The sequence below is a fragment of the Marvinbryantia sp. genome, from assembly GCF_047017445.1.
Classification (GTDB): Bacteria; Bacillota; Clostridia; order Lachnospirales; family Lachnospiraceae; genus Marvinbryantia.
In genome coordinates, this window is record NZ_JBKXTT010000011.1 from 100,673 (window position 1) to 114,924 (window position 14,252).

The following is a 14,252-nucleotide window of genomic DNA, read 5'->3' on the forward strand; positions in this document are numbered from 1 at the left end:
AAGCGGAGGGATGCTATCTATGTACAGTGATGCATTTTGTAAGGTATATAATGAATTTGGCTGGAATTATTTCCCGGAGGCGTTTGGGGAACAGCTCCTTGAGTGGATAAGGCAAAAGGGTGTGAAGGTGGAGAAAAGTCTGGATCTTGCCTGCGGTACCGGAGTGCTGTGCGAGATTCTTTATCAGCAGGGAATCGCGGCGCATGGCATGGATTTTTCAGAGGGGATGATCGAAATTGCCAGGAAAAACAATCCACATATTATATATGAGGTGGCGGACATGATTCAGTACCGCCCGTCAGCGAGCTTTGATCTTGTCACCTGTACCGGGGACGCTTTAAATCATATTCTTAATATAAGAGACGTGGAGCAGATTTTCCGCAACGTTTATGGCTATCTGCGCGAGGGCGGCTTTTTTATTTTTGATATCCTCAATGAGCGTGAAGTGTCGCCTGGCGAACCGATCTGGCTGGATTTCAGTGACGAGGTGAAGGCACAGTTTACGATCTCACGCGATGCACAGGGGATTATAACATTAAAGACGACGGTATTTGAAAACGGGGAGCAGACGTTTGAGGAAAGGATTACCGAAAAGGTTCATGAACCTCAAATGATATGTGATCTTTTGCGCAGGACAGGATTTCAGAATGTGACATGTTCAGATCGGCTGCTGGAGAATGCTGAAAATCATGGGACAACGTGGTTTGTGGTCGCGCAGAAGCGGGGGTGAGAAGCAGATGAAAAAATACTGCAGAAAACTGCGGTTCCGGGAAATAGCAATATTTTTTGTAACATTATTTTTTATGATGCTTCCCGGTATGCCTGCAAAAGCAGGGGAAGCTCCTTTTGCATTTCATATGCTGGATGTCGGGCAGGGGCAGAGCGTGCTGGTGGAGGCGGATGGACATTACATGCTGATTGATGGCGGAGGAAGGTCTTCTTCTTCTTTTGTGGTGAGTTATCTGCAGCAGCAGGGTGTGGAGAAGCTGGATTATATTGTGGCGTCACATTATGATGAGGATCATATCAGCGGCATTGTCGGCGCGCTGCATGTTTTTGAATGCGAAACGATACTTGCGCCGGATTATTATGCCGATACCGAAATTTATGCGTCGTATCTGACTGCAGCGGAGGCGTCCGGGGCGGAAATTATCTATCCGCAGCAGGGAGAGACATACGCGCTTGGCGATGCGGTTATCACGGTGGTCGGTCCGGCCTCTTATGAAAATACACTGGAAAATGATCGCTCTGTGGCAGTGCGGATTACTTACGGTATCACCAGCTATCTCATCTGTGGGGATGCGCAGGCGCAGGAGGAAGAGGATATTTTAAATTCCGGTCTGGAGCTGGCGTCGGATGTTTATGTTGTAAACCATCACGGAAGCGCGGAGTCCAGCGGGCTATATTTTTTGAATCAGATTCAGCCGATTTATGCACTGATCAGTTGTTCTGCGGACAACGCCTACGGGCATCCGTCAGCAGAGACAATGCAGCGATTAGATAACGAGGGTGTTTCTCTATACCGGACAGACAGGCAGGGAACGGTGACGGCGTACTCAGATGGCACCGGGCTGTGGTTTGACCAGGAGCCGTGCGATGATTTTTCTTCGCGGCAGGTGGATGGACAAGGCGCTGTGAATTCCGATATTTCCGGGCAGAATGAATCAGGGCAGAATGAATTGGGACAGCAGGAGGCTTCTGACTCCGGAAACCGGGGAACAACGTATGTGTGCAATCTGAATACAAAAAAATTTCATTATACTTATTGCGACAGTGTAAATAAAATGAAGGAGTCGAACAAGAAATTTACGGACGAGAGCAGAGAAAGCCTGATTGCGCAGGGGTATGATCCGTGTAAGAATTGTAATCCTTAACCTGTTTTGTCCATATTCCATATGATTGTGTGCATGGACGGTTTTTGTGATGAAATTATATAATGATGCCAGGATTTTCGGATACCGGATATGCCGCCTGCGGATGGCGGGCGCGGGAACATGCGAATCCTGGCATCATGTGATTTTTCACATACATAAAGGTTTCCCACATAAATCATACTTTATCCCCAGAGTGTTCACATAGACGACATATATAGGAGGTATACTGCCTGTGAATCGATAAAGGAACACGGAGGGTAAATAATGATGAGAGGAAAGTATTTTGCGATGATGATGGGTATGACGCTTGCGGCAGCGTCGGTGACGGCACAGGCGGAAGCGGCGGCAAATATGAGCAGAGGAATCACGGCAGCGGCGGCGTCAGTGAAGGAGCAGACGACGGAGAGCACAGAGACAGCGGATGAAGAAACGACGGATGGAGAGGAGCCGCCGGAAAAGCCGGACGGAGAAGCAATGAGTGACGGAGGGCAGCCGTCGGCAAAACAGGACAGAGAAACAATGAGTGACGGAGAGCAGCCGCCGGAAAAACCAGACGGAGAAACAATGAGTGATGGAGAGGAGCCGCCGGAAAAAGCGGACGGAGAAACAATGAGTGACGGAGGGCAGCCGCCGGAAAAGCCGGACGGAGAAGCAATGGGAGACGGTGGAGCGCCGGGTGGACAGGGCGATCCCGGAGGCATGGGGCAGCAGGGCGTTGAGAGCTACGACGCGGTAAACACCTATGAGGAAGCCGTGACTGTTTCCGGCGAGACGATCGAATCCACGGGAATCGATGAAAATGCGGTGCATGTGACGAACGGGGCGACGGTCACGCTGGATAATGTGACGGTAAACCGCACGTCGGCGGACAGCACGGGCGGCGACAATTCTAGTTTTTACGGTGTCGGCGCGGCGATCCTTGCCACAGACGGCACGGCGGTTGTCAAAAACAGCAGCATTACCACGGACGCGGCGGGCGGAGCGGGGGTGTTTGCCTACGGTGACGGCGTGACTTATGTGGAGGATACGACGATCGAAACGCAGCAGGATACGTCGGGCGGACTTCATGTGGCAGGCGGCGGTACCCTGTATGCGTGGGACGTCACAGCGGTGACGAACGGCGGCTCGGCAGCGGCGGTCCGCAGCGACCGGGGCGGAGGTACCATGGTGATCGACGGCGGCTCCTACACCTCAAACGGGTTTGGCTCCCCGGCTGTTTACTGCACGGCGGATATTTCCATTAATAACGCACAGCTCACGGCGACCGGCTCAGAGGCAGTGTGCATCGAGGGCTTAAATACGCTGCGCCTGTATGACAGCGAGCTGTCCGGCAGCATGATCGACGATGATCAGAATGATAATACCTGGACGGTGATCGTGTACCAGAGTATGTCCGGGGATTCCGAGGTGGGCAACGGCACCTTCCAGATGACGGGCGGTTCCTTAACCTCCGGCAATGGCGGTATATTTTACACGACAAACACGGAATCCACGATCACGCTGGAGGATGTGGAAATAAATTATGCGGACGACAGTGAATTTTTCCTGCAGTGCACAGGAAACAGCAATGCGCGCGGCTGGGGCAACGCCGGCGATAACGGCGCGGACTGTCTCTTTACCGGAATCGCCCAGCAGATGCAGGGAGATGTGATCTGGGACAGCATCAGCGAGCTTGATTTCTATATGACCGGTGGAAGCGTGCTCGCCGGCGCGATCGTGCAGGATGAAACCTGGGCGGGTGAGGGCGGCGACGGCTACTGCAATGTCGTTGTCAGCGATGATTCGGAGTGGATCGTTACCGGAGACAGCCGGGTGAGCGCGCTGTCCGCGGGCGGCAGCATTATTGATGAAACCGGAGCAACAGTTACCATCCAGGGAGCAGACGGTACCGTTTATGTGGAGGGCGACAGCGCCTACACCATCACCGTCGACAGCTACAGCGATACGGCGGACACCTCCGCGGCAGGAACCGTGGACGGTTGGGAAGCACATGCGGCAGAGAGGGTGTAACGAAGGAAAACACGTTGTATTTTCTGGATGAGCCGAAAAACAAACTAACACGTTACTGCTTGCGCCGGCCTCAAACACCGGCTGCGATGCGAAGCGAGTCCTGTGGGTTTGAGGCGTGAGAACGTGATTCAGGCGTGAGCATATCCCATTCGCGGAGCGAATTTTAAATGGATTTGCGGAGGCTGCTGTGAACGGAGCGAACAGTAAAAAAACACCGGCGGAAATTATTCTGCCGGTGTTGCGTTATGAAAAAAAATAGCGTATACTATTAACCGTTAGGGATTTCTAACTGCACGCGGATAAGCAAAGCGGGAAGAGGCGGATACAAAATCCGCCGGAACGGTGGCAGAACTGCCGGAAGGGGAGGTGATTTCCATGAAGCAGCACAGATTTTGGGCATGTGCGATGGTTGTATGCCTCGTAATGCTATTCTACACCGGAAAAAAACACAAATAAAGAATCAAGGGAGGAAATGAAAATGGATATTTTTAAATTAAAAAATCTTGGAATTTTTGCAGGCGGCGTTTTATTTGGAACAGCAGGGATCAAGCTGCTCTCCGGGCGCGACGCGAAAAAATGTTACACAAACTGCACGGCGGCGGTCCTGCGCATGAAGGATAGTGTTATGAAGACTGCGGCTACCGTACAGGAGAATGCGGAGGATATTCTTGCGGAAGCAAAGCAGATCAATGAGCAGCGCGCCGCTGAGGAGGAAGCCGCAGAGGTAAGCGGGGAAGAGAGCCAGGAAGAAGGGGCATAAGTGAATTTTGTAATTAAACATGAAATTCCGGGGAGAATCCGCGTGCACATGAAGCAGAAGCATATGAGCTGCCTGGAGGCGGACACGCTTCTGTATTATCTGAACAATCTGCAGGGCGTCACGCAGGCGAAGGTATATGAAAGAACGGCGGACGCCAGCATATGCTATACCGGGGGACGGGCGGAGCTGATAGCGGCGCTGAAGAAATTCTGCTACGCTTCTGTTGAGCTGCCGGATACGGTACGGGAAAATTCCGGAAGGGAGCTTAGCCGTACCTATCAGGAAAAGCTGGCGTTCCGGGTTATCCGGCACTATGCGGGAAAGCTGTTTCTGCCGTTTCCGGTGCGCGCCGCCTGGATTGCGGTAAGCTCTCTGAAATACATCAAAAAAGGTCTGCAAAGCCTGGCGGAAAGAAAGCTGGAGGTTTCCGTGCTGGATGCGGCGGCGGTCGGCGTATCCGTGCTGCGCGGGGATTTTGATACGGCGGGTTCCGTTATCTTCCTGCTCGGAATCGGGGAGACGCTGGAGGAGTGGACACATAAAAAATCGGTCGGCGATCTTGCGCGCAGCATGTCCCTGAATAACAGCAGGGTGTGGCTGCAGGCGGACGGACAGGAGGTCCTGGTGGACGCCCGTACCATTAAAAAGGATGACCATGTGGTTGTCTATATGGGCAGCGTGATTCCGTTTGACGGCGTGGTAGTGTCCGGCGACGGAATGGTAAATCAGTCATCTCTCACCGGGGAACCGCTTCCGGTGCATCGCAAAGCAAACGAGTATGTATATGCGGGCAGCGTGCTGGAGGAGGGCGGACTGACGATCGCCGTAAAAAATGTTTCCGGTTCTTCACGCTATGAGAAGATCGTAACGATGATCGAGGAATCAGAAAAGCTGAAATCCTCTGTGGAAGGCAAGGCGGAGCGGCTGGCGGACAGGCTGGTTCCGGTGACGCTGGCAGGAACGGCGGGCGTATGGCTTCTCACACGGAATGTCACAAAAGCGTTGTCTGTGCTGATGGTTGACTTTTCCTGTGCGCTGAAGCTTTCGATGCCGATTGCCGTGCTTTCCGCTATCCGCGAGGCGGGCAATTACCGCATCACGGTGAAGGGCGGAAAGTACCTGGAGGCGGTCGCGGAGGCGGAGACGATTGTCTTCGACAAGACCGGTACGCTCACAAAGGCAAAGCCGGTGGTGAAGCAGGTGGTGCCGTTCTGCAATATGCCGGAGGCGGAGCTTCTGCGCCTGGCGGCATGTCTGGAGGAGCATTTTCCGCATTCGATGGCGAAAGCGGTGGTGAACGCTGCAAAGAAGCGCGGACTGGACCATGAGGAAATGCACACAAAGGTGGAATATATCGTCGCCCACGGCATTTCGTCCACGGTTTCCGAAAAAAAAGTAATTATCGGAAGCTATCATTTTGTGTTTGACGATGAAAAGAGCACGGTTCCGGAGGCGTACCGGCAGCAGTTTGAGACATTGCCGGAGGAATACTCGCACCTGTATATGGCGGTGGACAATGTGCTTGCGGCGGTCATCTGCATAGAAGACCCGCTGCGACCGGAAAGCGCGGAGGTGATAACAGAGCTGCGCAGGGCGGGCTTTTCCAAGATCGTGATGATGACCGGGGACAGCGAGCGCACGGCGGCAGCGGTTGCGGCGCACGTTGGCGTGGACGAGTATTACGCGGAAGTGCTGCCGGAGGATAAGGCAAAGTTTGTGAAGCAGGAAAAGCAGGCGGGACATCGGGTTCTGATGGTGGGAGACGGGATCAACGATTCTCCGGCGCTGTCGGAGGCGGATGCAGGAATCGCCGTGAGCGACGGCTCGGAGCTGGCGCGCGAGATTGCGGATATCACGATTGCAGCGGACGACCTTTATGAGATAGTACGCCTGAAATATTTAAGCAGGGCACTGATGAAGCGGATTCATGGCAACTATGCCAAAATCGTCAGCTTCAACACCGGACTGATTCTTTGCGGCGTGAGCGGAATCCTGCAGCCGCCGACATCGGCGCTGCTGCACAATCTTTCCACGCTGTTCATTAGCCTGCAGAGCATGAAAAATCTGTTGGATGAAAAGTAAAAGCTTCTTTATGATGCTTTCTGCGTCCTGCCCGGAGCATGGGTTGCTGTAAACGGAGCAAACAGCAATCCCGGCTCCGGGGAATTTTTATAACATAATTTTTATAACCAATCAAATTTTATAAATTTTTATAACCAATCAAATTTTATCTTGACATCTTTATACAGATATGGTATTTTATAAATGGTTAGTCAAACCTAACCAAAGAAGGAACAGTGCAGTCTATGCGGCTGTATTTTTTAAAACAAGTAGTTAGATGAAACTAACTAAAAGCATCTCAGGCATATGGTTATTCTGTGATTTTCCGTATTCGTAAACTTCGAAAACCACAGAAACTGATGTATATTTTCCAGGGAAAGGAGACAAAATGAGCGTAGTAATCATTGGCGGAAACGAGAGAATGGAATGTCAGTATTCGGATATTTGCAGGCGTTACGGCTGTAAGGCGAAGATTTTTACCAAGGAAAGCGGATCGATCAGGAAAAAGCTGGGCTGTCCGGATCTGCTGATTTTGTTTACCAACACCGTTTCACACAAAATGGTGATCAGTGCGTCGCAGGAGGCAAAGCGCAATAATATTCCGATCGCGCGCACGCATACGAGCAGTGCGACGGCGCTGCACGGGATATTATCCGAGCATTTCGGGGCAAGATAATTTTGGAAGGAATGAAAAGAATGCTGGAAAAATATTTGATCGAGCATTGCTCGCCCACTTTAGCGTCACTGAAAACGGCGAATTTGTTTACTTACGCGTATTCTTCGGATGAGGAGCTGACGCGCGACGTATTCCGGTGGAACAACCAGCTCGCGGATAAGGGAATAGAGCTGATCGTTCTGCGAAAAATGAAGAGTACGGCGTTGGTCTATGTCTGTCGCACTTCTCATCTGAAGCGGGATTTAAGTCAGCCCGGGGTCGCATATTTTTTGCGGAAATATGGATACCGGAGTGTTGAACCGGCGTATGCGCTGCTGCAGCTGCGCCAAAGGCTGGCGGAAAGCGAAGAATTTCCGCACGAGATCGGCGTTTTCCTCGGATATCCGTTGGGTGATGTGATCGGATTTATTGAGAACGCTGGCAGAAGCAGCAAATGCAGCGGATGCTGGAAGGTATACTGCAACGAATGCGAGGCGGTAAAAACCTTTGCGAAATACAAAAAATGCCGGGAAATTTATGTCCGTCTGTGGAAGGATGGCAGAAGTGTGCGTCAGCTTACGGTAGCTGCATGACAGAAGCGAGCGTCAGCTTACCGCAGCTGTATGACAGATTATTATAGAGGAGGAGCTAAAAAATGAGCAAGGTAGCAGTAATTTACTGGAGCGGTACCGGAAATACCGAGATGATGGCGAATAAAGTAGGAGAGGGTGCAAAGGCTGCAGGCGCGGAGACGGAAGTATTTTCCTGCGATCAGTTTTCTGCGGATAAACTGGACGATTACGACGCGGCGGCGTTCGGGTGCCCGGCGATGGGCGACGAGGTTTTAGAGGAGACGGAGTTTGAGCCGTTTTTCGAGGAATGTAAATCGAAGCTGAGCGGCAAGAAGATCGCCCTGTTTGGTTCCTACGGCTGGGGCGACGGCGAATGGATGCGGAACTGGGAGGAAACCTGCAAAGAAGCGGGAGCTGTGCTGGCGTGCGAGAGCGTGATCTGCGCGGATGCGCCGGACGATGATGCGCAGGCGGCGTGCGAGGCGCTTGGCAAGGCACTTGCTTAAAGCGGACAGTCTGGATGAACTGTTACAAGCGACAAAAAGGGGATGAAAATATCCCCTTTTTTATTTGCATTATTCTGGCATTTGTAATATAGTATAAATAGGGAAGTTATGAGTACACTTCAACGTAAACAATTGTTTTGGAATAAGAGCAAAAAAGTAAGGGGTTATAAATGAAACGAAAAATCAGAAGGATATTGTTGCCGGTGATGATCCTGTTCCTTGTTATATTTGGCGCGGTGTCTGCGCAGGCATCAATGTGGGATTTCTTTGGAGCGCTGCCGAATACGCAGGCAAAAGCCGTTAAAAAGAACCCGAAGATACTGTTTGTAGGAAACAGTCATACGTATATGAACAATGTCCCGGGAATGGTGAAAAGACTGTGTGAAAAAAATGGAATTTCTCCGCAGATTACGACGGTGGTTCATGGCACCTATTCCCTTTATGATTATGCATATCCTGACAAAAATGATGCCGAGCAGGTTAAGCTGAGCAAGAAGCTGAAATTGCTTCTGAATAATAAAAAATGGGATTATGTTATCCTGCAGGATCGCAGATATGAGGGAGTGACAAATACCTCCCGTGCAAAAAAGGCGGTGCAGGCGCTGCGCCCGCTGATCAAAAAATCCGGAGCGCAGATGGTATTTTGCCTTGGCTGGGCACCGGAAAAAGGGCATTCGGACTACAGCAATGGCTGGGCATCTTCTCCGGCAGATTATCTCTCGAAGAAGGCGGATCTCTACTATGCGCTTGCGGATAAGTATAACGCGGCGCTTGCGCCGAGCGGGATCGCTTTCCAGCGTGCAAGTACGCTATTCCCGGAATTGAAGCTTTACAGCGCGGATAAAAACCATGCGAGTGTTGCAGGCAGCTACCTGTCTGCATGCGTGATCTACAGTACCCTGTTTAACAAGAGTCCGGAAGGAACTGCATATTATCGGGCACTGGACGGGATGTCCCGCGCACAGAGCATTCAGGTCTGCAAAAAGCTGCAGGCACTTGCGGCGGACGTTACCGTGCGCGGAAGCAGTCAGGACAACGCAAGACTGAGATTTTCGAAATCGCAGGTTTCCGTGAAGAGCGGATCGAAAACAACGTTTTCTTATAAGATCGTTTCCGGAAATAAGAGCAGCCGCGTTGTTTACTGGAAGTCCAGCGACCCGAAGGTGGCGTCGGTAAGTCAGTCCGGAAAAGTGACTGCCCATAAAGCGGGGAAGGTAACGATCACAGCACGGCTGAGCAACAATAAAACCGGCTCCTGCACTGTTGTGGTGAAGGGCAGCAGCGGAGGAACGAATGCAAACCAGCTTACGCTGGGCAGCAGTCAGCTGTTGATGTATGTTGGAAAGACAAAGACGCTGCAGACAAGTATAGATGCGAAAAACCTGACATTCACATCCAGCAATCCGAAAGCTGTAGCGGTAAACGCAAAAGGAGAGCTTACGGCGAAAAAAGCCGGAAAAGCGCGCATTACGGTGACGGCGAAGAATGGAAAGAAAGCGTTCTGTGACGTCACATCGATCATTCCGGTAAAGAAGATCGCGTTCAGCAATGTGAAATCGGGTATGAAGATTAAGAAAGGCCAGACGCAGAAGCTTTCCGTGACGATTACACCGGGCAATGCATCTGTGAAAACGCTGAAGTGGAACTCGAACAACACAAATGTGCTGCAGGTTTCGCAGACAGGTAAGATCAAAGCGGTTTCAAAAGGGACGGCGGTCATCACGGCAGTGACGACGGACGGAACCAGCCGCAAGATACAAATAAAAATAAAGGTGGTTTAATGTGAGATGAGGAAATGGGCGAGATTTTTTTATCAGCCCTGTCTTCCGCTCGGAGAAGACGGGCGCAGAGTGACAGGACAGAGGGCGCACATTGAATTGTCGAGAAAAGCTGCGGCGGAAGGTATGGTTCTGCTGAAAAATGAGGACGGCGTTCTGCCGTTCTCTTTTGGCAAAAGGGTGGCTGTTTTCGGCAAGGCATGTGCAGACTACGTAAAAGGCGGAGGCGGCAGCGGCGATGTGACGGTAGCGTATACCAGAAGCCTTCTGGACGGGCTTCGCGCAAAGGAGCAGGAGGGCAAGGTAAAGCTGCTGGCGGAGCTTGGCGATTTCTATGAGGAAAACGTGCGGCAGCAATACGCGCAGGGCGTCCAGCCTGGCATGACGGCGGAGCCGGAGGTGCCGGAGGCATTGCTTTCGCGCGCTGAAAAATTTACGGATACCGCGATCGTTACGATCTGCCGTTTTTCCGGCGAGGGCTGGGACCGCACGATCGTTAATGAAAGCGGGCAGAAGGACAATGGCATGGAGCATGTGCCGGAGGACTGCGATGAGATACTTCGCCGCTGTATGCAGGTTTTTGAGCGGGGAGATTTTTATCTTTCCAATGCGGAGCAGCGTATGATAGAGACGGTGCAGGCGCATTTTGCGCATGTAGTTGCCGTGCTGAATGTGGGCGGTATGGTGGACACTGTGTGGATCAAAAACAGCGAGCGCATCCAGGGTGCGCTTCTGGCATGGCAGGGCGGTATAGAGGGCGGTATGGCTGCGGCGGATATCCTCTGCGGCGACGTAAATCCGTCCGGAAAGCTGGCGGACACCTTTGCCGGAAAACTGACGGATTATCCGTCGTCGGCAAATTTCCATGAGTCGGAAAATTACGTGGAATATACGGAAGATATTTATGTGGGCTATCGTTACTTTGAGACGCTTGCGCAGGAAGCGGTGGTGTATCCGTTTGGCTTCGGGCTTTCCTACACTGATTTTGAGATTGCCTTTCAGAAGGCGGAGGAATCGGAAGACCAGATCAGCGTGGACGCGATCGTTACCAATGTCGGGGCGAGGGAAGGCAAAGAGGTGGTGCAGCTCTATGTGAGAGCGCCGCAGGGCAGGCTTGGAAAGCCGGAAAGAGAGCTGAAGGCGTTTGCAAAGACAAGGCTTTTAAAGCCGGGCGAGATGCAGCTTGTGCGCCTGACAGTGAAGAAGAGCGCGCTTGCCTCCTACGATGACAGCGGAAAAGTGGAGAAAAACGCCTGGGTGCTGGAAGCGGGCACGTATTGCTTCCATCTTGGAAATTCTGTGCGCAGCGCAGAGGAGATTCCTTATCAGTACATCTGCGAGGCGGATGCTGTGCTGGAGAAAACGGGCAGCAAGTGTGCGCCGGTTCTGCTGCATGAGCGGATGCTGGCGGACGGAAGCATGGAGACTTTGGAAACGCATCCCGAACAGCAGCCGGATCTGTCCTACGATGCGGAGGCGCTCGGACCGTTTGCGCCCGGCGCTCAGGCACAGGAGCCGAAGCTGCTCTGGGGCGGTTTGCAGGAGGAGCCGGTGATCTCTCTGGAGGATGTATACGAAAAGCGCGCGACTCTGGAGGAATTTATGGCGCAGCTCACCGACGAGGAGCTGGTGCGCCTGCTGTGCGGACAGCCGAACACCGGCGTGGCAAACACGTTTGGGATGGGCAATCTTCCCAAATACGGCGTGCCGAACGTGATGACGGAGGACGGTCCGGCGGGCGTGCGCATCAACCGTGAGTGCGGCGTCTGCACGACGGCATTTCCGTGTGCGACACTGCTTGCCTGCACCTGGAATGAAGAACTGGCAGCGCAGGTCGGCGAGGCAGGCGCGCGGGAAGCAAAGGAAAATAATATCGGCATCTGGCTGACACCGGCGATGAATATTCACCGCAGTCCGCTCTGCGGAAGAAACTTTGAATACTACTCGGAGGATCCGCTGGTTGCCGGAAAGATGGGAGCGGCGATGGTGCGCGGCATCCAGTCGCAGGGAATCGCGGCGTCGGCGAAGCATTTCGCCTGCAACAATAAAGAGACGAACCGTAAGGACAGTGATTCGCGCGTTTCGGAGCGGGCGCTGCGCGAGATTTACCTGAAGGGCTTCGAGATCATGGTAAAAGAGTCCGATCCGTGGACGATCATGACCTCCTACAACATCATTAATGGACACCGCGCTTCCGCAAACAGGGAGCTTCTCACCGGAATCCTGCGCGGCGAGTGGGGCTTCCGTGGAATGATTACCACCGACTGGTGGAACTACGCGGAGCAGCACGAGGAAATCAAGGCGGGCAATGACGTCAAGATGGGCTGTGGCTTCCCGGAACGGACCATGGCGGCGCTGCAGCGAGGAGAGCTTACCAGAGAGGATGTAAAAGCGTGTGCGAAGCGCGTGCTGGAAATGATCATGAAGGTTGGATGATCACAGCTCCCGCATTTTTTTCATGCAGATCCAGTAGTTTTTATCGCTGACATATTTTGCGGCTTTTATTTTTTCATCCGGATCGCCGCGTCCGGGCAGCCAGTCGGAGCGGACGATTCCAAGGCGCAGGCAGCGCCGGGCTTCTGCAAGCGTCTTTTCGCCCGCACCGGCGCGCCGCATATCTGCCAGCAATTTTTCTGCCGTCTTATCATAGGGCGGATTGTAAAATTCCTTCGTATCTGAAAAATATTCCAGATCAAATATCTGGTTTTCGGATGTCTCCGGGAGAAAACAATTGTCCTCAGCCGTGTCCTCCAGATGCAGATAATACAGGGAGGCGCGCTCCTTTCCGTCCGCCTTGCGCAGGATGCGTCCGAGGCGCTGGATGCGCTGGCGCTGCACGGAGGTGCCGGAGAGGATGATGCCAATTGATGCGTCGGGCACGTCAAGCCCCTCGTCAATCGCTTTGCAGGCGATTAGAATCCGGGCGCTTCCGTCGCGGAAGCGGTTCAGCGCGTTTCTGTTTGCAAGCTGCCCCATCTGGGAGTGATATCTGCTCACCTTTCCGGGATGCTTTGCCTGCAAAAGAGCATACAGCTCCTCCGCCTGGCGGATGCGCTCACCGAAGATGATGATCTTTTCTGATGAGGGAAGTCTTTCCAGCAGCTCACAGGCGCAGGAAATGCGTGCGGACGCCAGACAGACAAGGCTTTTTCGCTTAAAGGAGAGATTCATATACGTGGAAGCGGCCCGGGCTGTTTTTTGATTTTTATCGCTGGCGAGCAGCCGCAGCAGGTCATATTTTTCTTTGACAGACATAGCCTTCAGATAAGGATGGGCCTGCAGGAGCCTGCCAAACAGATAATTCATCTGTTCGGTGATAGAAAGATAAGCGTCCTGTTCCTCCGGCAGAAAGGACAGACCAATGTGGTAAACGTCGTATTTGCAGATGGTCCGCATGGACGCCGCCTGCTTCATCCCGTAATGATAGATTTTGCGGCCAAGAACAGAGGCAAGATAATTCTGCGCCTGCCCGGAGGGAAGGGTGGCGGACAGTCCAAGGGAGAAAAAGCGGTCTTTGTATGGCTTTGTATATGGAAGAAATTCAAAAATGAGTCTGTTCTGCTCACTCTCGTAGCGATGGCATTCGTCGGCGATCAGAAGGACGGCCGCGTCGTCTTTTAAATCAGCAAGAATCTGCCGTGCAAGCTCATAGCGCGCGGAGTTGATCACGTAAATCATATATGGGCAGTCTGAAGGCGATTTCCAGCCGGCGCCGCGCAGCCCGATCTTCTGTCCGGCAGCCGCAGGTCTTTGCATTGGAGCGTCAGATTTTTGCATTGATTCTGCTTCGGCGGCGTCTGCCAGAAAGATTTTCAGGGCATGGTGCCACTGGCGCATCAGCGCGCCGGTGGGAACAACGATTTTCACGCGCAGCTCCTGCGGTAGCTTTTTGCGGAGACGCTCCGCCGCTGTCAGCGCGAGCAGCGTCTTGCCGGAACCGGTAACGGCCTGCACCATTCCTCTGCCATCATTTGCAAACCATTTTTTCAGACAATCCTCCTGCCATGGGTAGAGATCATGTTTCACCTGCGGCATG

The 14,252-nt window shown here is 52.7% G+C and carries 11 protein-coding genes; 10 read left to right on the top strand and 1 reads right to left on the bottom strand.

Features of this window, described 5'->3' with window-relative positions; all coding sequences use genetic code 11:
- The first annotated feature begins 19 nt into the window (after positions 1–19).
- The 10 genes from ACLU9Q_RS13435 (at position 20) to ACLU9Q_RS13480 (ending at position 12,652) form a co-directional block, all read left to right on the top strand.
- Positions 20–730 (top strand): class I SAM-dependent DNA methyltransferase, encoded by a 711-nt coding sequence (locus ACLU9Q_RS13435; RefSeq protein WP_296831314.1) that lies wholly within the window; start codon positions 20–22, stop codon positions 728–730.
- Positions 690–1,874, top strand: coding sequence for a ComEC/Rec2 family competence protein (locus ACLU9Q_RS13440; RefSeq protein WP_296906162.1), 1,185 nt, complete (start codon positions 690–692; stop codon positions 1,872–1,874). Before ACLU9Q_RS13435 ends, ACLU9Q_RS13440 begins: the two co-directional genes overlap by 41 nt.
- A 264-nt stretch (positions 1,875–2,138) precedes the next feature.
- Positions 2,139–3,884 (top strand): hypothetical protein, encoded by a 1,746-nt coding sequence (locus ACLU9Q_RS13445; RefSeq protein ID WP_412625409.1) that lies wholly within the window; start codon positions 2,139–2,141, stop codon positions 3,882–3,884.
- 478 nt (positions 3,885–4,362) lie between these two features.
- Positions 4,363–4,644 carry a DUF6110 family protein gene (locus ACLU9Q_RS13450; protein ID WP_296831308.1) on the top strand — a complete coding sequence of 94 codons (282 nt, stop codon included), beginning with the start codon at positions 4,363–4,365 and terminating at the stop codon, positions 4,642–4,644.
- Positions 4,645–6,726 carry a heavy metal translocating P-type ATPase gene (locus ACLU9Q_RS13455; RefSeq protein ID WP_296906165.1) on the top strand — a complete coding sequence of 694 codons (2,082 nt, stop codon included), beginning with the start codon at positions 4,645–4,647 and terminating at the stop codon, positions 6,724–6,726.
- A 367-nt stretch (positions 6,727–7,093) separates the two neighbouring features.
- On the top strand, positions 7,094–7,381 hold the full coding sequence (locus tag ACLU9Q_RS13460; protein ID WP_296831304.1) for a DUF2325 domain-containing protein: 288 nt from the start codon (positions 7,094–7,096) through the stop codon (positions 7,379–7,381).
- Between the two features lie 20 nt (positions 7,382–7,401).
- On the top strand, positions 7,402–7,953 hold the full coding sequence (locus ACLU9Q_RS13465) for a DUF3793 family protein (RefSeq protein WP_296831302.1): 552 nt from the start codon (positions 7,402–7,404) through the stop codon (positions 7,951–7,953).
- Between the two features lie 62 nt (positions 7,954–8,015).
- A complete protein-coding gene (locus ACLU9Q_RS13470; RefSeq protein WP_296831299.1) occupies positions 8,016–8,438 on the top strand; it encodes a flavodoxin in 423 nt (140 codons plus the stop codon).
- Between the two features lie 170 nt (positions 8,439–8,608).
- Positions 8,609–10,219: an Ig-like domain-containing protein gene (locus ACLU9Q_RS13475; RefSeq protein WP_296831298.1), complete on the top strand. Its 1,611-nt coding sequence runs from the start codon at positions 8,609–8,611 to the stop codon at positions 10,217–10,219.
- A gap of 6 nt (positions 10,220–10,225) precedes the next feature.
- On the top strand, positions 10,226–12,652 hold the full coding sequence (locus tag ACLU9Q_RS13480; protein WP_296906168.1) for a glycoside hydrolase family 3 protein: 2,427 nt from the start codon (positions 10,226–10,228) through the stop codon (positions 12,650–12,652).
- Here the strand turns inward: ACLU9Q_RS13480 and ACLU9Q_RS13485 are convergent, their stop codons facing one another.
- On the bottom strand, positions 12,653–14,251 hold the full coding sequence (locus ACLU9Q_RS13485; RefSeq protein WP_296831294.1) for a DEAD/DEAH box helicase: 1,599 nt from the start codon (positions 14,249–14,251) through the stop codon (positions 12,653–12,655).
- Position 14,252 lies beyond the last annotated feature (1 nt).